Source organism: Polaromonas sp. (assembly GCF_013817205.1).
GTDB lineage: Bacteria > Pseudomonadota > Gammaproteobacteria > Burkholderiales > Burkholderiaceae_C > Polaromonas.
In genome coordinates this window covers 1-23,525 of sequence record NZ_JACDDD010000061.1, presented here as the reverse complement: position 1 = coordinate 23,525, position 23,525 = coordinate 1, and the positions used below count along the sequence as shown (strand labels likewise).

20 protein-coding genes are annotated in these 23,525 nt (G+C 57.6%); 4 read left to right on the top strand and 16 right to left on the bottom strand.

Annotated elements, in window-relative coordinates:
- From H0W47_RS13710 to H0W47_RS13695, 4 genes are all read left to right on the top strand, one after another.
- Positions 1-579, top strand: a 579-nt coding sequence (locus H0W47_RS13710) for a TRAP transporter large permease (RefSeq protein WP_296925336.1), incomplete at its 5' end; no start/stop codon positions are given.
- 329 nt (positions 580-908) lie between these two features.
- On the top strand, positions 909-2,435 hold the full coding sequence (locus tag H0W47_RS13705) for a UxaA family hydrolase (RefSeq protein WP_296925334.1): 1,527 nt from the start codon (positions 909-911) through the stop codon (positions 2,433-2,435).
- A gap of 14 nt (positions 2,436-2,449) precedes the next feature.
- Positions 2,450-3,514 carry a malate/lactate/ureidoglycolate dehydrogenase gene (locus H0W47_RS13700; protein ID WP_296925332.1) on the top strand — a complete coding sequence of 355 codons (1,065 nt, stop codon included), beginning with the start codon at positions 2,450-2,452 and terminating at the stop codon, positions 3,512-3,514.
- A gap of 70 nt (positions 3,515-3,584) precedes the next feature.
- Entirely contained in the window at positions 3,585-5,021 is a 1,437-nt protein-coding gene (locus H0W47_RS13695) for a mannitol dehydrogenase family protein (protein ID WP_296925331.1), read from the top strand.
- A 97-nt stretch (positions 5,022-5,118) separates the two neighbouring features.
- Here the strand turns inward: H0W47_RS13695 and slmA are convergent, their stop codons facing one another.
- The 16 genes from slmA to H0W47_RS13615 form a co-directional block, all read right to left on the bottom strand.
- Positions 5,119-5,754, bottom strand: coding sequence for a nucleoid occlusion factor SlmA (gene slmA, locus H0W47_RS13690; RefSeq protein WP_296925329.1), 636 nt, complete (start codon positions 5,752-5,754; stop codon positions 5,119-5,121).
- A 125-nt stretch (positions 5,755-5,879) separates the two neighbouring features.
- The gene (locus H0W47_RS13685) at positions 5,880-7,277 is read right to left on the bottom strand and encodes a sensor histidine kinase (RefSeq protein WP_296925338.1); all 1,398 of its coding nucleotides are present in this window, start codon (positions 7,275-7,277) and stop codon (positions 5,880-5,882) included.
- Positions 7,278-7,371: 94 nt separating this feature from the next.
- On the bottom strand, positions 7,372-8,058 hold the full coding sequence (locus H0W47_RS13680) for a response regulator transcription factor (RefSeq protein WP_296925327.1): 687 nt from the start codon (positions 8,056-8,058) through the stop codon (positions 7,372-7,374).
- Between the two features lie 122 nt (positions 8,059-8,180).
- Positions 8,181-9,095 carry an acetylglutamate kinase gene (argB, locus tag H0W47_RS13675; RefSeq protein WP_296925325.1) on the bottom strand — a complete coding sequence of 305 codons (915 nt, stop codon included), beginning with the start codon at positions 9,093-9,095 and terminating at the stop codon, positions 8,181-8,183.
- A gap of 56 nt (positions 9,096-9,151) precedes the next feature.
- Complete coding sequence (locus tag H0W47_RS13670; RefSeq protein ID WP_296925323.1) at positions 9,152-11,047, bottom strand: nucleoside-diphosphate sugar epimerase/dehydratase; 1,896 nt, start codon at positions 11,045-11,047, stop codon at positions 9,152-9,154.
- A 328-nt stretch (positions 11,048-11,375) separates the two neighbouring features.
- Positions 11,376-11,732: an H-NS histone family protein gene (locus H0W47_RS13665; RefSeq protein ID WP_296925320.1), complete on the bottom strand. Its 357-nt coding sequence runs from the start codon at positions 11,730-11,732 to the stop codon at positions 11,376-11,378.
- 48 nt (positions 11,733-11,780) lie between these two features.
- Entirely contained in the window at positions 11,781-12,341 is a 561-nt protein-coding gene (locus H0W47_RS13660; RefSeq protein ID WP_296925318.1) for a sugar transferase, read from the bottom strand.
- A gap of 14 nt (positions 12,342-12,355) precedes the next feature.
- Entirely contained in the window at positions 12,356-13,477 is a 1,122-nt protein-coding gene (gene wecB / locus H0W47_RS13655) for a non-hydrolyzing UDP-N-acetylglucosamine 2-epimerase (RefSeq protein ID WP_296925316.1), read from the bottom strand.
- On the bottom strand, positions 13,470-14,480 hold the full coding sequence (locus tag H0W47_RS13650; RefSeq protein WP_296925314.1) for a nucleoside-diphosphate sugar epimerase/dehydratase: 1,011 nt from the start codon (positions 14,478-14,480) through the stop codon (positions 13,470-13,472). Before H0W47_RS13650 ends, wecB begins: the two co-directional genes overlap by 8 nt.
- Positions 14,481-14,507: 27 nt before the next feature.
- Positions 14,508-15,362, bottom strand: a complete 855-nt coding sequence (locus tag H0W47_RS13645) for an SDR family oxidoreductase (protein ID WP_296925312.1) — start codon at positions 15,360-15,362, stop codon at positions 14,508-14,510.
- Positions 15,359-16,597 (bottom strand): glycosyltransferase family 4 protein, encoded by a 1,239-nt coding sequence (locus H0W47_RS13640; RefSeq protein WP_296925311.1) that lies wholly within the window; start codon positions 16,595-16,597, stop codon positions 15,359-15,361. The genes H0W47_RS13645 and H0W47_RS13640 overlap by 4 nt, the downstream gene beginning before the upstream one ends.
- Entirely contained in the window at positions 16,594-17,913 is a 1,320-nt protein-coding gene (locus H0W47_RS13635; protein ID WP_296925309.1) for a glycosyltransferase, read from the bottom strand. Before H0W47_RS13635 ends, H0W47_RS13640 begins: the two co-directional genes overlap by 4 nt.
- Positions 17,914-17,916: 3 nt before the next feature.
- Positions 17,917-20,004 (bottom strand): hypothetical protein, encoded by a 2,088-nt coding sequence (locus tag H0W47_RS13630; RefSeq protein ID WP_296925307.1) that lies wholly within the window; start codon positions 20,002-20,004, stop codon positions 17,917-17,919.
- Complete coding sequence (locus H0W47_RS13625) at positions 19,994-21,271, bottom strand: lipopolysaccharide biosynthesis protein (protein ID WP_296925305.1); 1,278 nt, start codon at positions 21,269-21,271, stop codon at positions 19,994-19,996. The genes H0W47_RS13630 and H0W47_RS13625 overlap by 11 nt, the downstream gene beginning before the upstream one ends.
- On the bottom strand, positions 21,226-23,112 hold the full coding sequence (gene asnB / locus H0W47_RS13620; protein WP_296925303.1) for an asparagine synthase (glutamine-hydrolyzing): 1,887 nt from the start codon (positions 23,110-23,112) through the stop codon (positions 21,226-21,228). The genes H0W47_RS13625 and asnB overlap by 46 nt, the downstream gene beginning before the upstream one ends.
- A 3-nt stretch (positions 23,113-23,115) precedes the next feature.
- On the bottom strand, positions 23,116-23,525 hold a 410-nt coding region (locus tag H0W47_RS13615; protein ID WP_296925301.1), incomplete at its 5' end, for an SGNH hydrolase domain-containing protein.

Sequence of the window (23,525 nt, the reverse complement as noted above, 5' to 3'; positions counted from 1 at the left end):
ATCTTCACACCCACCGAAGGCGCCATCGCTGCCTGCCTGTGGGCCATGGTGCTGGGTTTTGCCTGGTACCGCACGCTGAACTGGAAGATGTTCATCAAGGTCTCGCTGGACACGGTGGAGACCACCGCCACGGTGCTGTTCATCGTCGCGGCCGCCAGCATCTTCGGCTGGATGCTGACTGCGACCGGTGTGACGGCGGCGATCTCGGAGTGGGTGCTGGGCTTTACCAAGGAACCCTGGGTGTTCTTGCTGCTGGCCAACCTCTTGATGCTGTTTGTCGGCTGCTTCCTGGAACCCACGGCGGCCATCACCATTCTCGTGCCCATCCTGGTGCCGATCTGCCAGCAACTGGGCATAGACCTGGTTCACTTCGGCCTGGTGATGGTGCTGAATCTGATGATCGGGCTGCTGCATCCGCCCATGGGCATGGTGCTGTTTGTCCTTGCGCGGGTGGCCAAACTGTCGGTAGAGCGAACCACCGTCGCCATCCTGCCCTGGCTGGTACCGCTGCTGGGCTCGCTGGCTCTGATCACCTACTTTCCAAAACTGGTGCTTTGGCTGCCGAAAATGTTTTACTGAAAAGCTGGATGGCCATGTCAGACAAGACCGAAGATCAAGCTGACGCGGCTATCGGCTACGCGGCTGTCCTCCGGCCTGCGGCCTCCTCCTTGATGCCGCTGCGCCGAGCACCACGCCGACATGATCTTGCGGCTCCACATGTTTTCGAGCCACGCAAACCAACGCCATGGCCTGCGTGGGAGGCTGGAGCGGGTAGCGCAGCGAAATCAAGGAGGAGCAGTGGCCATAGGCCACGCGGGGGACATTCGCGGAGCTATCCGTCCCAGCATCCTGAGCCAGCACTGCACTGAACCGCCGTCCGAACTCAAAAACCACAACCGACAACAAGCATGACTCCCTTCATCAGACTCCACAAAGACGACGACGTTGTCATCGCACGAACTCAACTCATAGGCGGTGCGTTGATTGAAAACATCACCACCAAAGGCCTGATTCCGCCCGGACATAAAGTGGCGGCACGCGCTTTGAACACAGGCGATGCCGTCCGGCGCTACAACCAGATCATCGGTTTCGCCAGCCAGCCGATTGCGGCGGGCGAACATGTGCACACGCACAACCTCAACATGGGGCCCGACAAGGGCGACTTCGCGCGCGACTACGCCTATGGCGCAGACGTCAAGCCGGCACCTGCCAAGCGCGAGGCGACCTTCATGGGCATCAAACGCGCCGACGGCCGCGTGGCCACGCGCAACTACATCGGCGTGCTGACCAGCGTGAACTGCTCGGCCACGGCAGCGCGCGCGATTGCCGACAATTTCTCGCGGCAGACCAATCCGTCGGCGCTGGCGGCCTTTCCGAATGTCGACGGCGTGGTCGCTCTCACGCACGGCACCGGCTGCGGCATGGACGACAAGGGCATGGGCATGCAGATTCTGGAGCGCACGCTTGCCGGCTACGCCACCCACGCCAACTTTGCTGCGGTGCTGGTGGTCGGCCTCGGTTGCGAGGCGAACCAGATCAATGCCTGGCTGGCGCACAGCGCGCTGCGTGAAGGCGACAACTTCCGCGTCTTCAACATCCAGGACACCGGTGGCACCCGCAAAACGGTGGACAAGGGCATAGCCCTGATCAATGAGATGCTGCCACGCGCCAATGCCGTGAAGCGCGAGCCCTGCAGCGCGGCCCACATCACCATCGGCCTGCAGTGCGGCGGCTCGGACGGCTACTCTGGCATCAGTGCCAACCCGGCGCTGGGCGCGGCGGTGGACCTGCTTGTCGCGCACGGCGGCACCGCCATCCTGTCGGAAACGCCCGAGGTCTATGGCGCCGAACATCTGCTGACACGCCGCGCGGTGCGGCGGGAGGTGGGCGAAAAACTGGTCGAACGCATCAAGTGGTGGGAACACTACACCGAGATCAACGGCGGTGAAATGAACAACAACCCCTCGCCCGGCAACAAGGCAGGCGGCCTGACGACGATTCTGGAAAAGTCGCTGGGTGCAGTGGCCAAGGGCGGCACCAGCAACCTGGAAGCCGTCTACGAATACGCCGAGCCGGTCGGCGCGCACGGTTTTGTCTACATGGACACGCCGGGTTACGACCCGGTCAGTGCCACCGGCCAGGTCGCCGGCGGCGCCAACCTGATCTGCTTTACCACTGGGCGCGGTTCGGCCTACGGCTGCGCGCCCTCGCCATCGCTGAAGCTGGCGACCAACTCTGCGTTGTGGCGCAAGCAGGAAGAAGACATGGACATCAACTGCGGCGAGATCATCGACGGGGCCAGCACGGTGGCCGAGATGGGCCAGCGCATCTTTGAGCTGGTGCTGGCCACGGCCTCCGGCGAAAAAAGCAAAAGCGAAGCGCATGGCTACGGGCAAAACGAGTTTGTGCCCTGGCAGGTCGGCGCAGTGATGTGACAGCCAATTCTTCTATGCAAAAAACCATTCCAGTCCCCGCCCTGCAAGCGCAGGTAGCTACTGTTTTGATAGCAGCCGGCAGCTCTGCCGAAGAAGCCGCCACCGTCGCCGCCAACCTGGTCTTTGCCAATTTGAGCGGCCATGACTCACACGGTGTCGGCATGTTGCCGCGTTATGTAGACGCGGTGCTCGAGCGCGGCCTGATTCCCAACAACAGCCTGCGTGTGCTGCTGGACACCGGTTCGCTGCTCACGCTGGACGGCCAGCGTGGTTACGGCCAGGTGATCGGCCAGCAGGCCATGGCGATGGGCATGGAACGCGCCAAAACCCACGGCAGCTGCATCATGACACTGGCCAATTCGCACCATCTGGGCCGCATCGGCCACTTTGCCGAGATGGCGGTCGCGCAGGGCCTGGTCTCCATGCACTTCGTCAACGTGCTGTCGCGTCCGGTGGTGGCGCCCTTCGGCGGCGCCGATGGGCGTTACGGCACCAACCCCTGCTGCATCGGCATTCCGCTGGCAGGACGCGCACCTTTCATATTGGACTTCGCCACCAGCCGCGTCGCGCAGGGCAAGATGCGCGTCGCCCACAACGAGGGCAAGCAGGTCGAAGCCGGCATGCTGATCGACGAGTTCGGCCGCGCCACCACCAACCCCGGCGTGGTGGTGGTGCCGCAGAGCAACGGCCTGTTCGGCGCGCTGATGGCCTTTGGTGAACACAAGGGTTACGGCATGGCGGTGGCCTGCGAGCTTCTGGGCGGCGCGCTGACGGGCAGCGGCACCGCGCACAAACCGGCCGACCCGTCCATCCGCGCGGTGATCAACGGCATGCTGACCATCCTGATCGATCCGGCCAAACTCGGCACCCAGGCCAGTTTTGAGCAGGAGGCGCTGGCCTTCGCCGATTGGCTGAAGGCCGCGCCGGCGGCGCCCGGCACCGACGCGGTGCTGATCGCCGGCGACCCGGAACGCGCCAAGCGCATCCAGCGCCAAGACAGCGGCATAGAGGTCGACAAAGAGACCTGGCGGGAAATCGTGGCGGCTGGCCGCAAGGTCGGGGTGTCGCTGCCGGACTGATTCCGTCATGCGCCGCCTACTACTAAATTGATAGCTGCCCGACTTTGCTGGACGGGGGCTGGAAGCCAAAATGACCATTAATTTACCCGAGACAGGGGCCCGGCTAAAGCAGGCCATCCTGCCCACGCTCGCGGCCCGCATCGTCGGCGTCCCGAGCTATGCCCGCACCGGAGCGCCCGGGGTGGTGCACCTGGGCCTGGGCGCTTTCCACCGGGCCCATCAGGCGCTGGTCTTCGATACCCTGCTACAGCGCGGTGATGGACGCTGGGGCGTATTCGGCGTGGCCATGCGCAGCACCACACTGGCTGACAGCTTGCAGGCGCAGGACGGCCTCTATGCGGTGCAGGTGGCCAGCAGCGACGGCAGCCAGTGGCAGGTCAGCGGCGCGCTCTGGCAGACCGCCGTGGCCGCGCGCGAGCCGGCGCGCGTGACGCAAGCCATCGCCGCACCTTCCACCCGTTGGCTCACGCTGACGGTGACTGAAAAAGGCTATGGCCTGGAACTGGGCCACTTGATCGCCCAAGGCCTGGCAGCCCGCCACGCGGCCGGCCTGCCGGGGCTGACCATCGCCTCCTGCGACAACCTGGTGGGCAACGGGCGCCAGTTGCAGTCACTGTGTGTGGCGGCCGCGCGGCAGCTGAGCCCGGCACTTGCGCACTGGGTGGCCGGCCATTGCGCCTTTCCCAACAGCATGGTGGACCGCATCGTGCCGGCCGCCACGCCGCAACGGCTGGCCGCAGCGCGCGAGGCCCTGGGCGTGGCCGACGACGCCGCGCTGGGCACTGAGGCCTTTTGGGAATGGGTGATCGAGCGGCGTTTTGCCGACGCCTCTGACGCAGCGGTACTGGCCAGCACCGGGGTGACCGTGGTGGACGACGTGGCCCCGTTCGAGGACGCCAAGCTGCGCCTGCTCAACGGCAGTCACACCGCCATGGCTTGTATGGGCGCAGTGGCCGGCTGGCCGGTGATTGGCGACTGCATCACGCAGCCAGCGGTGCGCAGCTTCATCCACGGCCTGATGACGCAGGAAGTCGGCCCGCAACTCGACCGCCCGGACTGGCCGGCTTATCGCGACGCACTGCTGGCGCGGTTTGCCAACCCGGCGCTGCAGCATAGCGTGCATCAGATTGCCACCGACTCCTCGCAAAAGATTCCGCAGCGCTGGCCCCCCTCGGTGCTGGGCGCGCTACGCGCCGGTCTGCCGGTGGACCGGCTGGCCTTTGCCGCTGCCGCCTGGATGCGTTATGTGCGGGGCAGCGACGAGCGTGGCCAGGCCTACGCCATGAACGACCCGATGGCGGGCGAACTGCAGGCCCTGGCGCTCGCGCATGCCGGAGATGCCGCAGCCAGTGTGCAGGCGCTGGGCAGGCTGACCGCGATCTGGGGTGAGATCTTGCCGAAAGATGAACGTTGGTTGGCACTCGCCACCCGCAGCTTGGACGACATCCAGCGTCTGGGGGTACTGGGCGCGCTGGAGCAGTTTCAGGCCGGGCTGGACGGCAAATAAAGCTTTTTGCCAGACTTATGAATCAAATCAACCTCTAGCCCACGTCGGGTGGACCTGAGTAGCTACTGATTTGATAGCACCTCGGCGCCACGGAGGACTAACCCAGCAACATGCCCAGGCTGGCGTCCAGGTGTTCGGACGGCAGGCGCTTGAAACCGGAGCGTGAGTAACGCTGCAGCCGGCCCATCATGAAAGCCACGAGGACCGAGGCCTGAACCTGGGCCTGCACCGTCGGCATGGCCGCACCGTCCGAGGCTGCGCCCTCGCGCAGGCTTTGCTTGAGGCTGGCTTCGAGCTTGTCGAAGAACTGGTTCATGCGCTCCTGCAGGCGGTCGTTTTCAAACACCAGCGCGTCGCCGGCCATGACGCGGGTCATGCCGGGGTTTTTCTCGCCGAACTGCAGCAGCATCATGACCAGCTTGCGAGTGCGCACGCCGGGGTCGGTTTCACGTTCAGTGATCTGGTTGACCAGGGTGAAGACGGTCTGCTCGATGAACTCGATCAGCCCCTCGAACATCTGCGCCTTGCTGGCGAAGTGGCGGTACAGCGCCGCTTCGCTGACTTCCAGCCGCGAAGCGAGTGCCGAGGTGGTGATGCGCTCCGCACCCGGTTGCTCCAGCATGGTTGCCAGCGCCTGCAGGATCTGCACACGACGCTCGCCCGGCTTGGGCCGCTTGCGCGGCGCGGCTGCTGCGGGAAGCGAAGGGCTCACTTCAGACTCGAACTCGGACATAGGTGGCGTTGTAAGAGATGTTTCAAAAGCTAAAGACTGACTGGATTCTCTCACAGCTTATAGGAGCATCCGCGGGCTCGCCAGAGCGGTCCGCTGGACCCAACAAGCCGGTTGCCGGTGGAGTTTCAGGCCGCCAGCGGCATCACCAGTTGCACCCGCAAGCCGCCCTGCGCCCCGGCTGGCGCCAGCGAGAGTTGCGCGCCATGCAGGCGCGCGATCTCGTCGGCAATCGCCAGCCCCAGGCCGTTGCCCTCGCCGGCCGTCCCGGGCACGCGGTAAAAGCGTTCCAGCGCACGCGTGTATTCGGCCGAGGGGATGCCGGGCCCGTCGTCTTCAACCTCCAGCACCACCTGCGCCTGCCTGGAAGCCGGCTTGTCCTCCTGCCGGCAACGCAGGGTCACCGTGCCGCCGGTCGGCGTGTATTTCACAGCGTTGTCCACCAGATTGCTCACCAGTTCGCGCAGCATCCATTCGTGGCCGGCCACCTGGGCAAAGCCGGCATCCAGCCCGAGGTCGATGTTTTTGGCATGGGCGGCGTCCAGGTGCAGGGCCAGCACCGCTTCGCACAAATCCTTCAGGTCCACCCGCTGCCGAGGCTGGCCCCCCATGCTGGACGCATCGGCGCGCGACAGGGCCAGCAACTGATTGGCCAGCTGCGAGGTACGCCGGGTGGCGCTGCGCAGGGCCGTGATTTTTTCTGCCGACAGCGTCAGCTGCCCGCGCGCGGCCGGCGCGCCCGCCGCCTGGGCCCAGGCCTCGACCTGGGCCTGCAGCCCGGCCAGCGGGGTGCGCAGCTGGTGCGCGGCATCTGCCACAAAGCGGCGCTGGCCTTCGGCCTGGTCGTTGACCAGCGCAAACAGGCGGTTCAGCGACGCCACCAGCGGCTGCACCTCGGCCGGCGTGCTGCGCGGATCGATGGCGCTGAGGTCACGTGGCGAGCGCCGTTCGACCGCATCCTTCAGGTCCAGCAGCGGCCGCAGCGCGCGGGTGACGGCCCAGTTGACCGCAAACCCCGCGACCAGCAGCAGCACCAGGTTGGGCAGCAGAACCTTGAGCATCACCGAACGCACCCACTGCTGGCGCGCGTCGGAGCCGTCGGCCAGCTGCAGGATCAGCTCGCCGGCGGGGGTCCGGGCGCGCTGCGCCGCGATGCGGTAAGTCACGCCGTCTTGCTCCATGCTGTGCAGTTCGGGCTCGCGAGTGGCTGGCACCAACACGCTGATCCAGCTCTCGCCGGCCAGGAAATTGCCCTCGGTGTCTGAAATGCGGAACCCCGCAAAACCGCTTTGCGCCTTGAAAAATTCTTCCAGCGGCGGCGCCAGCAGCATCACCGGCGCGCCGCCCGGGACGCCGGGGGCCAGCACCGAATCAGCCAGCAGCGGAATCAGCCGCGTGAGTTGCTGGTCCTGCTGCAGGGCGGCATTGCCAGCGGTCTGGTAATCGAAGTAAATGCTGACCAGCGCAAACAGGCTCAGCGGCAGCAGCAGCAGCAGCAGCAGCCGGCGCTGCAGGCCGGATTTCATGGCTGCCGGCAGGCGCGCGGCGGCAGTAGCCGGGGGGTCTGCGGATGCGCCGGGGGGCGGGCTCATGGCGGCGCTGGACGAGACCTGCCGCAGCTCAGCCGCCGGCGGGCGCTGCATCCACCAGTTCCAGCCGGTAGCCGAAACCGCGGATAGAGCGCAGGGCCACGCCATGCGGTTCGAGCTTGCCGCGAAGCCGCGAGATATACACCTCGATGGCGTTGGGCGTGATTTCCTTGTCCCAGCCGGTAAGCGCGGCCAGCAGTTTTTCCTTGCTGGCGGGTTTGGGCGCGTGGATCAGCAGGTATTCCATCACCGTCCATTCGCGCGGGCCGAGTTCTATCAGTTGGCCGTTGGCGCGCGCCTGGCGGTTTGCGGAATCGAGCTCCAGGCTGCCGAAACTGAGGATGGCGCTGGTCGCCGCCTGGGAGCGGCGCAACAGCGCACGCAGGCGGGCGAGCAGTTCGGGCAGCTCGAAGGGTTTGACCATGTAGTCGTCGGCACCGAGGTCCAGCCCCTGCACCCGGTCCTCCAGCGCATCGCGCGCGGTCAGAATCAGCACCGGCATCGCCAGACTGCGGCTGCGCAGGCGCCGCGTGAGCTCCAGGCCGTCGGTGCGCGGCAGGCCGATATCGATGATGGCGGCATCAAAACTCTCGGCCAGCAGCACTTCCTCGGCACGCTCGGCACTGCCGACCCAGTCCACGGCATACCCGGCGTCGCTGAGCCCCAGCTTGATGCCGCTGGCCAGCATGACGTCGTCTTCAACGAGGAGCAATCTCATTTACTTGGCTCCCCCCCGAAACGCCTCCGGCGCCTCCCCCTCCAGGGGGCGCCGCCTGTGGGCCGGCAAAGCCGGTTCCACGGCGGCCGCTTGAACTGGGAGCAAGCGCGCCATCACAGCGCCTAGTGGGATCTAATCATCGTGCCGTACGCCTGATCCGTCAGGATTTCCAGCAGCATGGCGTGCGGCACGCGGCCGTCGATGATGTGCACCGAATTCACGCCGCTTTTGGCCGCGTCCAGCGCGCCTTCGATCTTGGGCAACATGCCGCCGGAGATCGTGCCGTCGGCAAACAGGTCGTCGATCTCGCGCGCGCTCAGGTCGGTCAGCAACTCACCGGCCTTGTTGAGCACACCGGGCGTGTTGGTCAGCAACACCAGCTTCTCGGCCTTGAGCACGATGGCGAGTTTGCCAGCGACCACGTCGGCATTGATGTTGTAGCTCTCGTTGTGCTCGCCAAACCCGATCGGGCTGATGACCGGGATGAAGGCATCGTCCTGCAACGCCTTGACCACGCTCGGGTCGATGCCGACGATGTCGCCGACGTAGCCAATGTCGTGCTCTTTAGAGACGTCGTCCTTGTCCAGCATCTTGAGCTTTTGCGCGCGGATCAGGCCGCCGTCGCGGCCGGTCAGGCCCACGGCCTTGCCGCCGGCCTGGTTGATCAGTCCCACGATGTCCTGCTGCACCTGGCCAGCCAGCACCCACTCGACGACCTCCATGGTTTCCTCGTCAGTGACACGCATTCCCTGGATGAAGTGCCCTTTTTTGCCGAGCCGATTCAACGCCGCTTCAATCTGCGGTCCACCGCCATGCACCACCACCGGGTTCATGCCAACCAGCTTGAGCAGCACAACGTCCTCGGCAAAGTCTGCCTGCAGCGCCGGGTCGGTCATGGCGTTACCGCCGTACTTGATGACCAGGGTCTTGCCATGGAACTTGCGGATGTAGGGCAGCGCCTGCGCCAGGATTTCGGCCTTGTCGCGAGGGCCGACGTGGGAGAGGTCGGGGTCGGTGGGGGAAAGGATGTTGGTCATTGGGCGTATTAAATCAGGGCAATCCTTGAATTGTGTCGCATCCGGCAGCCGGCTTCTCAGGCCGGACTCGGAGCTTGCGGCAAATAGCCATGAACGCAGGCCCGCAGCACCGCCTTGATGGCGTCCACATCACCGCTTTCAGACGCGCGGCGCAGTGTGTCCAGGTGCACCTCCAGCTCCGCCCAACTCAGGTAGTCTTCATGCGCCTTCATGATGCGCGGATGGGCGGTGGGTGAGGGGTTGTCGCCAATCAGCAGTTCTTCGTACAGTTTTTCACCCGGTCGCAGGCCGGTGATCGCGATTTCAACATCGCCGCCCGGATTCGCCTCGTTCCGGACCGTCAGGCCAGACAACTCAACCATGCGGTAGGCTAGATCCATGATCCTGACGGGCTCCCCCATGTCAAGTACAAACACATCCCCTCCGGTCGCCATGGCCCCGGCCTGCAAGACGAGTTGCGCCGCCTCAGGAATGGTCATGAAATAACGCGTGACATCCGGGTGCGTGACCGTGAGCGGGCCGCCGCTGGCGAGTTGGCTCCGAAACAGCGGCACCACACTGCCGCTGGAGCCCAGCACATTGCCAAAGCGGACCATCCCAAAACAGAGCTGGTTGCTCCCAACCGGTCCAGCCAGTCCAGCCAGGGCCTGCAGGACCAGTTCGGCCATGCGTTTGCTTGCACCCATGACATTGGTGGGGCGAACAGCCTTGTCAGTCGACACCAGAATGAACTGGCCAACGCCGCTGGCCATGGCGGCCCGCGCGATATTCAGCGTGCCAAACACATTGTTGACAATGCCCTCTGCCGGATTGGACTCCACCAGCGGCACATGTTTGTAGGCCGCTGCGTGATACACCGTTGCGGGCCGGTAGGTCTCGCAGATTTCCTTCAGGCGCTTCGGATTGGACACACTGCCGAGCAGGGGAATCAACTCTGCGCCATGGCCGCCGGCAACACAGAGACCATGCAACTCCTGGTGAATGAAGTAAAGGCCAAACTCGTTGTGATCCAGCAGCAGCAGTTGGCGCGGACGTTCCGCCAGGATCTGGCGGCACAGCTCGCTGCCAATACTGCCACCCGCCCCCGTCACAAGCACCACCTTGCCGGTCAAATTGCGTGCCAACAGGTCCTTGTTCGGCGGAACCGGGTCTCGCCCGAGCAAATCTTCAATGTCGAGTTCCTTGAAATCCTGGACCGTCACGCGACCCGTGGCCAAATCGGCCAGCCCGGGCAATGTTCGAATGTGTATGGGTACAGATCGCAAGCTGGCGATAATTTTATTGCGCCGTTCCCGCGACGAGCTGGGCAAGGCCAGAAGAATATCTGTTACGCCCAACCGTTCCACTACATCGGGCACTGTCGAGGGCGCAAATACAGGGACTCCATTGATACTGCGACCTATCTTTGCCGCGTCGTCATCGATAAACCCCATCAACAAAAATTGTCGTGAAACTCCTATCGCTGACGCTGTCTGCACCCCCGCAGTGCCGGCCCCGTAAATCAACAGCCGACCCTCGCTTCGTCCCCGCCGGTGGCCGTGACCCAGATTTGCCAGCCAAAAGCGTGCGAGTGCCCGGCTAAATCCCACCAAAAATAAAAAGATCAATGGCTGCAATACGCCCAGGCTACGGGGTACGTCAGGCCACTGGACCCACACCAACACGCCCAACAGAGCTATGCAGTAGATCATCACGGCTTGCGCCGTTGCCTTCAATGCAGCCTGACCCGCGTATCTGAAAATAGCCCGGTACAAGCCGAACTTGATAAACACAGGTATGGCCAACATCGGTGCAAGCGCATAGACCCGCCACTGCGCGCCCCCAGGCCAATGAAATTCATCCAGCCGGAGTGTGAAGGCAATCCAGGTGGCGAGTAATGCCAAAGCCACGTCAACAGCGACAACAACCACCAGCTTGACAGCGCGTGGCCAACCCAAAATCCTGCTTTGCATGTATCCCCTTACCCCTGATCCAGCCTAGCGTCCTGCCCGGAAGCAAAGGCCATGGGAAACTGCCCCGCCAGTCGCCATGGTGCGTTACACGTCCTTGCCCTACCCACGGTTAAGCCCCTTGCCTGACAATAGCCGGCGCGATGTATCGCCTTGTTGCGGGACCGGCACTCCAGGAGACCGCCGGAGTCCGGAATCGGCGTCTGCAGATCGCCGCAGGGGTCCATTTTCCACCGTCTTTTGCCCCGTAGCTGGGCTATGGTCCTGCAAATTTGGCAAAAACTGTTCTGACCGAGGCCGATTTTCGCTTTCGACGCCCCAAGTCCGACTCCTAGTTTTTAACGAAGAACTCCTCTTTGGTTTTTCCCTGTGCCACCAAAGCGGACAGCCATTTAGGGGTCAAACCACGTCCACTCCAGGTTTCACCTGTCGGACCCCGGTATTTGACAGCCACCGGCCCGGTACTCTTCTTTTTTGCCGCGCCGCTGGCACGGATGAGCGTTCTTTTACGGGTTCCAGTTTTTGTGCCGCGTCCGCTCCTGGGTTTCAAATCTTTCACGGTAATGCCAAAAGCCTGCATCAAAGCAAGTATTTCCTGAACAGTTTTATCAAACTGTCTGGACTTGATCTCACTGGCCTGCTTCTGCAATTTTTCAATTTGACTTTGAATTTCAACCAAATTACTCATCTGAGTACCTTTCATGGATATACAGCATTCTGATTTTTCCGGCCACACTCAATGTGTCACATTATCTCTTTTTATTACTTTAAAAACTGTCATAAATATTATTTTGACATCCATACAAAACGATTGATTGTGCATGTAATAAATATCTAATGCGACTTTTTGTGGAATGGGCAATTCATCGCGTCCATTGACTTGTGCCCACCCAGTCAGGCCGGGCAGGAGGGTATCAACCCCGTTCCGCGTGCGCAATTCAATAAGGTCCTCCTGATTGAATAAAGCCGGCCTTGGCCCGACAAAACTCATGTCACCTTTGACAATACTCCACAGTTGGGGCAATTCGTCAAGGCTGCTTTTTCGCAAGAAACCACCTATTGGTGTCAGAAATTTCTGCGGATTATCCAGCAAATGCGTTGCAACCGCAGGCGTGTTCAGCAGCATGCTGCGAAACTTGGGCATGCGGTAAATGACATTGTTCCTGCCGACGCGATCCGACCAGTAAAGCGCCGGCCCGCGGGATGTCAGCCTGACCAATAGTCCGATGCCTAAAAGCGGTAAACAAAGCAGAAGCAGGGCCACCAGGGCCAACAACAAGTCAGCAAAGCGTTTCATCTATCCACCCTGACTTACGTTCGCCAGACGGTGCGGTTGACATAACCTGTATAGCTCATGACCACGCGTACGACTTTGCGTGACACTGTCGGTGCAAGGTAATCCGCCACCTGCCGCATGGGGCCGTGCTCGGAAAATTGCCGGCAAACAACCTTGATGGCATCCAGCACTTCTTCTGTCTTGAGACCACACATGATCAGCGTACCTTCGTCCATCCCCTCCGGTCGTTCGTGCGCGTAGCGAATGGTAATGGCGGGGATATTCAGCAAGGCGGATTCCTCGGTGATGGTACCGCTGTCGGAAATCACACATCTCGCCTCCATCTGCAGTTTCACAAAATCAAAGAAGCCCATGGGTTTGGCAAAGTCGACCAGAGGGTTGATTTCGGCCACGTCCAGCGCATCGAGTCGTTTCCGGGTACGCGGGTGGGTGGACACAATGATCGGGTAACCATAGGCCTCAGCCAGCGCATTCAGGGTAGTCACAAGATCGCGCAGGTTCTCCGGGGTGTCCACGTTTTCCTCACGATGCGCACTGACCACGAAAAACTCGCCGCGCTTGAAGCCCAGACGCTGCACCACATCAGATTTTTTGATGCCGGGCATGTAATGCTGAAGCACCTCGTCCATGTGCGAACCCGTCTTGATAATGGTTTCGGGCCGGATGCCCTCGGCAATCAGGTACCTGCGCGCATGCTCCGTCAGCACCATGTTGATGTCGCTCAGATGATCCAGCACCTTTCGATTGAGCTCCTCCGGCACGCGCTGATCGAAGCAGCGGTTACCCGCTTCCATGTGGAACACGGGGATCTTTCTGCGCTTGGCCGAAATCACAGCCAGGCATGAGTTCGTATCACCATAGAGCAGCACAGCGTCAGGCTCCTCACGGGCCATAACTTCGTCTGCCTTCATAATGACCTGCGCAATGGTCTGCGCCGCGTTATCGCCCACCGCCTCCAGAAAATAGTCGGGTTTGCGGATGCCGAGATCCTCAAAAAATACCTGGTTCAACTCATAGTCGTAGTTCTGTCCCGTATGAACCAGGACGTGCTTGGTGTGCAGGTCAAACTCGGCTATCACACGGCTCATCTTGATCAGTTCGGGCCGTGTACCCACTATCGTCATGACTTTAAGCATTCAGTTCTTCTTTGATGTAGTCCAGCTTCAATAACAACTGCGTGATTTGTTCGACATCCAGGCGCGCTGTGTTGTGCGAGGTGTAGTCGTCTAGCTGGGATACTCGCTCCTCTCCTTCGCTGAAGTATTGCGCGTAGTTCAAATCGCGGTTATCCGCAGGAATGCGGTAATACCCACCCATATCTGTGGCTTTGGCCATCTCTTCGCGCGAGATCAGAGACTCATAGAGCTTTTCCCCGTGTCGGGTCCCGATGACACGGATCGGATTGTCCTTGTTAAAAATTTTTTTCAGTGCCTTGGCGAGATCGCCCACGGTGCAGGCGGGTGCCTTCTGAACGAAAAGGTCGCCCTGCTTTCCGTGCTCGAACGCATACAGAACCAGATCGACTGAGTCTTCCAGCGACATCAGGAAACGTGTCATGTTCGGATCGGTTAAGGTCAAGGCCTTGCCATCCTTGAGTTGTGACACAAACAGCGGAATCACAGATCCTCGCGAGGCCATCACGTTGCCATAACGGGTGGCGCAAAGCACCGTTTCGTTGTCGCGCTGGGTGCGGGCCTTCGCGACCATCAACTTCTCGGCCAGGGCCTTGGATATCCCCATTGCGTTGATCGGATAGACCGCTTTGTCCGTGCTCAAAACGACAACTCGCTTTACCCCGCTGCTCGTGGCCGCATTCATCACGTTTTCGGTTCCGAGGACGTTGGTGCGCACCGCCTCCATCGGGTAGAACTCGCATGAGGGCACCTGCTTCAGGGCTGCGGCATGGAATACGTAGTCCACGCCTTTCATCGCCTGACTGACACTGTCGTGGTCACGCACATCGCCGATATAGAACTTCAACTTGCTGTCATTGAGCGCAATGCGCATTTCCTCCTGCTTTTTCTCGTCGCGGCTAAAGATACGGATCTCACGCACACCGGTGGAAAGAAAGCGTTTGAGGACGGTATGACCAAAAGAGCCGGTCCCCCCGGTGATCATTAATACTTTGTTATCGAACATTTTCTTTGCTGATTCTGTAAGTTACGACTACGAAAATTCGCGCATCCGGCGCACCAGTTCCGGCCAATCCGGCGGCTTGTAGCCCGTGATCCCGCGAAAACGCGTGGAATCCAATGACCGATCAATCATCAAATGATCATCGGACACGATTTCTATATTCTTTTCGTAGGTCTGGGCTACAAGCGAAAGCAGATCGAACTTGTTAATGGGGCTTGCCGAAACATGATACAGGCCGTGCAACTCGGGACGAGGAATTACATGGTCCCGAATGACTCGTGCCAATTCAACGGTAGGCAGGCCGGAAAATATTGCGCGCCGGAAACCCATTACCTTCACCGTCTGGGACAGGAACCAGCCCACGAGGCTTTGCGTGCCGGCCAACTCATGGCCAATGATTGAGGTCCGCAAGGTAATGGCGTTCGGGTAATCCACCTCGCCCAGATATTTACTTCGACCATAAAGATCTGTGGCATCACAGATATCACCTTCGGTATACATTCCTCGGTCGCCCGAAAAAACGCAGTCCGTGCTTATATGCACGAAGCGCGCTCCAGCGACATCGCAGAGATTCGCAATTTTATGGGGCAAGATAGCGTTGATGGGAATTGCCACTAGAGGATCGTCGACCCCGGCCAACTGCTTGATGAGTCCAACGCAGTTGACAACTACATCGGGGCGCACCCTTGCAAACAGGCGGGTCAGGCTGTCGATGTTCTCCACATCCACACCCGAGATCACCCTGCCATGCAATGCCTCGGGCAAAAGGCCCAACGCACGCTCTGACCGCACCGACCCCACAACCTCATACCCTTCACTTTGCGCAAACAGACGCAACATGGCGTTTCCAAGCATGCCCGATGCACCAAGGATCAATACCTTCATACAGGATTCCCACTTTCTGCGGATTGGGTGGAGAAGTGAACGATCAGTTGCTCGACCAATTTTTCATGATCAAAATGCTCTTTGAAATATCGCCGCCCGTTTGCACCCATCTCGGCGCGTTCTTCGGGTCGCATCCGGTATAGCTGCAACACGGCATCTGCTAAACCCCTGGCGTCTTCTGCGGGCACGGTGAGCCCCGCTCCCGCCTCTTCGACAAGCCGCGCGCCCTCCCCATTGAGGCAGGCCAGTATGGGGCGACCAGCCGCCATGTACGCTTGCACCTTGCTCGGGACTGTGGCAGCGAAAATGGGCTCGTCCGCCAGCGTTACCAGCAAAGCAGACGCCTTTTGCATCAGGGCCGGCATGGTGCTGACAGGAAAGCGCCCTGGCATGTGCAAATTGGTGAGCCCCCTGACTTGAACCTGTTCGCGCATCCAGTCCCAGCGGCTGCCTTGCCCAAAAACAACCACCTGTATGTCTGGATAAGATTTGAGCAATTCGGCGGCATTTACCAATACCTCTACCGCCTGTCCAGCCCCTACGTTGCCGGCAAACACCACCGGAAAACCTTCATTCATCGCAGGAACCATTGGTAGATCAATCCCGGCCGCAGGGGGCTCACAAAACGCGACGTCTACCGAATTGGGAAAATACATGACGGGCTTTCCAGGTGCGAGCTCGGCCACGGGTGCATGAAAGGCGCGGGACTGCACGAGGAACAAGTCTGTATGCCTATAGATCCAGCGCACAACCCATTTCACAGCGTGCAACACGCGAGGGCTGCGGACGTAGCCCGTTGCCGCCAGACTGTCAGGCCAAAGGTCTTGCACCCAGACAATGAGCCTGCGCCGCTTTATCCATGACAGGACAACGGCAGGAATGGCAAGCAGGATGGGCGACAATCCGTAGACGAAAATCACGTCGTACTGCCGCTTTCGCAGTAGCCAAGGCCCATAGATCATGCCTGTCACCACAAACGACAGGTAGTTCACGGCGAGCCGCCAAGCACTGCGTGAACCACGCGGAAACAGTGGCACGCGAAAAACCGTTGCACCGCCCCAGGCTTCCACCTGGCTGCCCCATCCGCGGTAGCCCTTGAAAAATGCGCCCTCCGGGTAATTTGGCTTGCCGGTCAGGACATCAACTTCCACACCCTTTTCCACCAAGGTAAGCACTACGTCATTGATACGAAACCCTTCGGGCCAAAAGTACTGGCTGACGACGAGGACCCTCATACCTGTACCCGAGTACTTTTTGCACCAAGTCTGGCAAGCAGATGCTCCAACTCGTTCGCCTTCACCCTACGCGACAAAGAATCAATGAATTCGTCATTGACCTTTGCATGAAACGCCCCGGCGCGCAAAGCCGCCAGTCCTTCGCGCATTTCGCTCACGTCTTCAGACACCACCACACCGAGACCCGACCTTGCTATGTAACGGGCCGCAAGCGCCTTGGGAGTGATTTCGGCCACGATGGGCTTGCGCGCAGCCAAATATTCAAAAAGCTTCGTGGTCAATACTCCGCGCGCACTGTGCGACGAGAAATCTGAGGTTTCAATAAAGAACAGTGCATCAGCAGTCAATATGCTGTGGATAGCATCCATGTAGGGTAGCTGAGGGCAGAATCGAACAAATGGCACCGCCTCCGGAACCAATCCGGAAAGCGCCTTTTGCAGCAATCCGGATTCGCCATAAAACTCGACGACCATAGGACGCAGGGAATTGCGATTAAGGTCGGCTAGCGCCTGGAAAAATGCTTCAGGAATCCGGTCTGAAGTAATTGACCCCATATACCGTATGACAAAATCGTCGTTGGTGGATTTCGCGTTCCCCACCTTGATCCCCACTCGCGCCTTCTCGAACATCCCCTCGTCATAACCATTTTCTATGCAGACAACATTCGGATGAAACTGTTCGTAGTACTCCTTCATTGGGTCGGAGATGGCGATCACGCAGTCTGCCGAGCGAAGTAACCAACGCTCCAAGCCCACTTCAAGAGTATTTGACAAATCACTGCCGCGCAGGATATGGTTGCCACTGAATTGATCACGGTAATCAGCCACCCAGAGCTTTTGATATTTTCTTTTTATGATCCACCCGGCCAAATGTACAGGCCATGGCGGACATGACGACATAATCACATCCGCGTCTGCAAGTCTCTTTTTCACTTCCTGGTCCAACCAAGGTAGCGCAAACTGCATCGCAAAAAACAAGCGATGATCAATCAGTTGCCCCGCAACTTTCATTACCATGCGCTTGATTTTCAAGAGCATGCGACCGGCGAGCGACCGGTTTTGTACCGGGCCAGAGCGCAACGCCAAAGCATTCCCATCGACCTTGGTCGGGGATAGTCTGCCCCAGTGGCCTAGCTCCAACAGGCAGAGATAGGGCGGAACACCCTCGGTAAGCAAACCATCTCGCCCGGTTTTCCGAGTGGTGACAACAGTTATATGGTGTCCGTTCCCAGCGAGATACTTGGCAAATGCATTGATACGTCTGGCACCCGAGGAATTCAGCGGCGGAAAGTAATGTGCAATAAAAACAATATTCATATCTTATATGGCACTCGTCTTCCCTGTTACTTCAACTGCCCGCTTAGGCTTGATAAAGAAGGAAAGTAATATAAGCAACAACATGCCGTTGCTGAAGAATACGCCAGGCAGGCCGCCCATGGAGATTTGTATTAGAAAGTAATACGAGCAAGCCTGCATGGCGGGATTACCAACCGCAACGATTAGATAAATGACAATCGCAAGCAAAAAAGAATAAAAGGCCACGCCAAACCAGCCGAAGTTAACATATGCATCAACCAGGAAAGTAGCATTTGCTGCTGCAGTTTGCGGCCCGCCCGCTCCGAATTGGTATTTAAAGACTTCTCTTTCCATAGGGAATGGCTGTTTCCCGGACAATTTTGCTAACAACGAGCTGGTTGCCCCGTGCAGGAACTGCGCCTTCAAACGCTGCTCAAAATAGCTCAACCAGTCATAGGCAGTGACATAGGGTATCCAGAATATCCTATTAGCTACAAACGCCATGCGACCGAACCCTAGGGCATTATATTTATGGCGATGACTATCCACCCATTGATAATACTTCATCTGGGAGTCAATATTTTCTTCCTGTTGGCGCAAGCTGGGCAATAATTCCCGGTCTACTTTAATGTAGTATTCCAACTGTTTGTCAATTATCTTCTCTTGCTCCAATAAGCTTGGCCATGCCTCTCGATCTACTTTAATGTAGTAATCCAACTGCTTGTCAATTATCTTCTCTTGCTCCAGTAAATTGGGCCATGCCTCCCGATCAGCTTTAATGTAAAACTCAAGCTGCTTTTCGATAATCCGTTCCTGCTCCAATAAATTGGCCCATGCCTCCCGGTCAGCCTTAATGTAAAACGCTAGCTGTTTCTCCAAGGTTCTTTCTTGCTCCAGTAAATTCACCCTTGAACCGTCCTTGCCTTTCGTCACAGTCTGGGGCTCACGTTTTAACTTCTCCAGGTCAGATCTCTTTCTTTGTAAATGCTTGAGAGTTTTTGAAATCTCGTCTTCGCCGGTCCCATCCATGACATTCTGGCGCAGCTGCTTCACCTTTTCCAGCTTAAACTTTTGCGCATATAACTGTTTGAGAGCTTTGGAGATTCTGTCTTCACCCCTGCCATTCATGGCAGCCTGTCGCACATTCTTTAGCTTTTCCAGGTTAGATTTTTGTGCATTCAATTGTTTGAGAGCCTTGGAAATATCGTCCTCACGTCTACCATTCATCGCGTCTTCGCGTGCACTCTTTAATTTTTCCAAGTTGGACTTTTGGCCATAAAGCTGCTTGAGAGCTTTGGATATGTCGTCGTCGCCCGTGCCATTAATAACGTTTTGACGATCGCGTTTCAATTTGTCGACTGCCAATTTTTGACTCTGGAGCAGCTTTAGCGCTTTAACGTTTTCGTCAAGATTATTACCTTCGCCTGACTTAGTGAGCAGAAAGGCTCCTGCGATTACAAGAATTGAAACGCCGATGAACTGGAATAATCGCTTGACCGGAAAATAGCCATTCAGCGCAAGCATTATTAGCGGGACCATTGCCTTGAGAATCAGGGCCTTTTCCAGACTTGGCAACAAACTCAAGCAAAAGAGGAAGAGTAAATAATGACGGTATCGTCTTCTATCTACGTAGGAAAGGACCAACGCGAATGGCATTAGCGCAGAAGAAAATATCGCATTCAAATAGGGCAGAATTTTTTCCCACCCCTCTCTTGTCTTGAACAGCGCTTCTCTAGCGAAAGCGATATCGTCTTGCGATGCACCCCGGAAAGCCTCTAGCAACGCAATCTTCTGCGCCGTAAAGAGGACATATCCAATTAGTACAAAATAAATTACAGATACAACGGGAACAAAATAAGTGGCACTCCACTGCAGCGAGTCATCTGCACGCAGCATGCTGGAAGGGACAGCGTCAATTCTTCGCAGAATAAAATATGTCCCGAGATACACCACCAAGCCCAACGCGATGATCAGGATAAGCTGTACCGCAGATTTGTCCCCAAAAATATGCAGGCCCCAAAAAGCTTGAGGAACATACAACACGGCCAGTAGCAAAGGTAAGACCAACCATATGTTTTTGAACTGTGTGATAGCAAATATTCTATTTAACATGTTTGCCTGAAAAATTGGATGCCACTTTATCCGCCAGTATTAAGTATAGCGAATAAGCCACTATCTCTATAATGGCATAGAAAATCAGAAATTTTTCGAAATTCATGGTTCTTGCTGCGTAAAGCAAACCTAGATATGTTGATGCGAAGTAGTAAACTTGCCACAAAGTGCCAACCCTGATCCTTCCATGCGTCAGCGTAATAGTCGTAATCGGGGAGACGACGGCCCGAAACAAGAGTGGCGTCATCACAATCAACAGAAACTTTGTATCAACTCTCCAAGCATCGCCTAAGATTGCCCTGCAAACCACCTCTCCGAAAGTGGCAAGGCCAATAAGCAGTGCTATGGCTCCCAAAGACAGAATTCCGACCGACTTCCACATCAGCGTTCTTGAAGAGTGTCCGCTTCTAAACAGTTCTCCTGATCTTTTCATGAAAAGCTGCCCTACGACAATCCCTGCCATCAATATCGGTGCGCCAATCAGTCGCTGAATCTGTGTGTAGTGCCCCGTAGACTCAAACCCGTAGGACCCACTGATAAACAGCACTGGCAAGGTCAGTGCGGCGGCATCCAACAGCGATGTGGGCGCCACGAGCATAGGATATTCCAGATATTTTTCGGCAGTTCTTCTTATGTCGGAAAATGGAATTTTTCTTATCACCCGAATTAAATATATAAATACTCCCAGACCCACAACAAGTGATGCCAATACGTTTGTAACTAAAAGACCCAGCTCGCTGGCAGCAATTGCAAAGAGTACAAAAATAATTGACTGTGAAGATCGGATAGCGGCATTTCTGACATACCGTCCTTCGCGCATCGTGATATTGGAACCAATCAGGATCATGGCACCGCACAACGCCACCGCCGGCACCCATTTTGCGTCGCCACCAAGAATCAAAAGTGACTCGATTCTCTGTTGCGGTAGCCCTGTCAACAGCAGGGTAACTGTTATCAGAAATATGAGGCCGGCACTTAATAGTGCTGTCCAGGCGATGGCTTCCACCTCAGGATCTTTAACGACCTGGATTGCCCCTTCGTAGCGCAAACACGAAACAGTTACTACTATGCTGACCACCGAGAGGAATAGTGCAAGGTGACCAAACTCCGTTGGCATGTAAATCCTGGATAACACAGGCATAGCTAGCAGTTGCACCAAGGGACCTAAACCTACCCCCAAGGCGACTATCGCTGCTCTATTTAAGGCATTCGGTATTTTCATTAATTCGCGATGACGTGATAATGCCAACGGTAAAAATTGACCCATCGCCATATTTGTGAAGTGAGAGGACTTCGCCCCTCCATGACGGCATCAAACTCCCTGAGAATTTTTAGGCGATTGAGGAACGGTAGTCCTATATCCTCCTTCAACCAACCACGCATGGTTTCCGTAATGGGTAAGAGCCAGTCTTTCTCCGGAGTTGCAAACCCGATTTTGTCTCTGCGGTCCAGGACCGCATCCGGAACAATACCCCGCATGGCAGCTCTAAAAATATGCTTGGTTTCCCCACCGTCTGATATCAAGTACTCCTCGGGCAATGAGAGCAGGAACTCAGCCAGATCTTGCGTCAAAAATGGCACCCTGCTTTCAACGGAAAACCGCATGGAATTTCTGTCTGCGTGCCGTAGCAAGGATGGCAACCCTTTTTCTGTGAGCGCATTTCGCAATGCTGCCGCAACCCTGCGACCTGGTTGTTCATCGGCGTGCTGTTGTGCATCAAATCCTATCTGTATGCCATTGTCCAGGAGCGGACCTGCATTCAACCAGGCCGGGTTGAATTGACTCCCATTCAATCTTCGCAACTGCCTGTATAAATTGCCGCTGGTCAATTCCCCAGCCAGACGTTTGCAGGCAGCCATTCGGCTCCTTCCGGGCCACTTCGCCCAGCTATCAATAAAGCTTATTGCGCCGCGCCAATCTTTTTTGTCCAACAAACTGTGCAGTCGTTGACCCGGATACCCACTGTAGCCCGCCAGCATCTCATCGGCCCCTTGCCCATCTAATGTGACAGTAACGCCCTGCGCCTTTGCAGCCTCGAACACGCGGTATTGCGCGTAGATACTCGTGCTTCCGAAGGGTTCGCCCTGCGCCTTGATCATGTCATCGAGATCGCGCGCAAGGTCTTCAGGTTGGACCAACACTTTATGCGCCTCTGCACCTATAAAGGTGTTGATCTGATCAACCCAGACTTCCTCTGAAAGAGGGTTGTCACGCGCTATAAAGCTGAAAGTCTTGATTGTCAGGTCAGGCTCCAGATGGCGCATGGCGCAAACGACTGCCGACGAATCGAGGCCCCCAGACAAGGCTGCGCCTATCGCTACGTCACTGCGCAAATGAACCCGAACGCTGTTCAGAAACTTTTTACGCACGATCTCCGTCGCCTCGCGATAGCCTATATCGTGCTGCGCGATTTCAGGCTGCCACCACCTTAACTGCTCAGTCAGTTCTCCTGTAGCAGTATCAAGGGACACCAAATGCCCCGGCAGCACATGCGAAACACCCGAGAGAAAACTTCGGTGCCCGTTGTCGTAGTCTCCATGCACCAGATAATCGTAGGCTCGCTGCCAATCCAGCTCAATCTTCTGTGCTCTCAACGCTTTGATTGCGCCAATTTCTGACCCGAACACAAAGCCGTCATCACCATATGCAAACAAGAGCGGTTTGATACCGAAGCCATCTCGTACACAGGTCAACCTCTTCTCATTGCGGTCAAAAATGGCAAACGCGAACATGCCGACTAAGCGCTTCAGGCAGGCGCTCCCCCATTGCGCCCACGCGGCCAACAGTACTTCACTGTCCGACTCAGACTTAAAAGTCGCCCCAAGCCCCCGTAGTTCCGACCTGAGCTCAAGGTAGTTATAGATCTCACCGTTAAAGACCATGGCATACCGCCCACAGCTGGAATGCATGGGCTGATGTCCACCCGCAGATAGATCAATGACTGAAAGCCGCGTGTGCCCCATAACCACCGTGCCACGTCCGGCGGGCAGGCGTTCATAGCCGCTATCATCCGGACCGCGCAGTCGCATCGCATACAGCGCGCTTTTCATCCGAACGTCCAGGCTGTGTTTCTCTTCGAAGATCCATCCCCCCGTGATGCCGCACATGTTTTAATCCTTCAGCCTGAGTTTTGAAAACACGTACCGTGCCCCGGCGGTTGATAAGTGGTTGTGGTCATGGTAGAGCACCTGCCCTTCCGAGCCTTCTGCATCGCAATGCCCGTGCTGGCAAAGAATTCGATCTGGATAGACCGTCACCGCTTGAGCCCGGGTGGCTGACCTGTCTATTGCGGCGTTGACCATCGATATGCGTTGCCCTACCGCTTGGTGGTCCAGCCCACACTCAATGGCCGCCGACAAAGCCATTCTCGCTCTTGCCACGCACGCCGGCACATCAAATTTCATTTCCGGCACGGACCCAACCACCACGACCTTCTTGCCGGCACGGACCAGCAGTTCCACCGTATTTCCCAGCGTAGCTTCAAAAACTTCAACGGATGTGGTTGGTACCGGCCTATTTG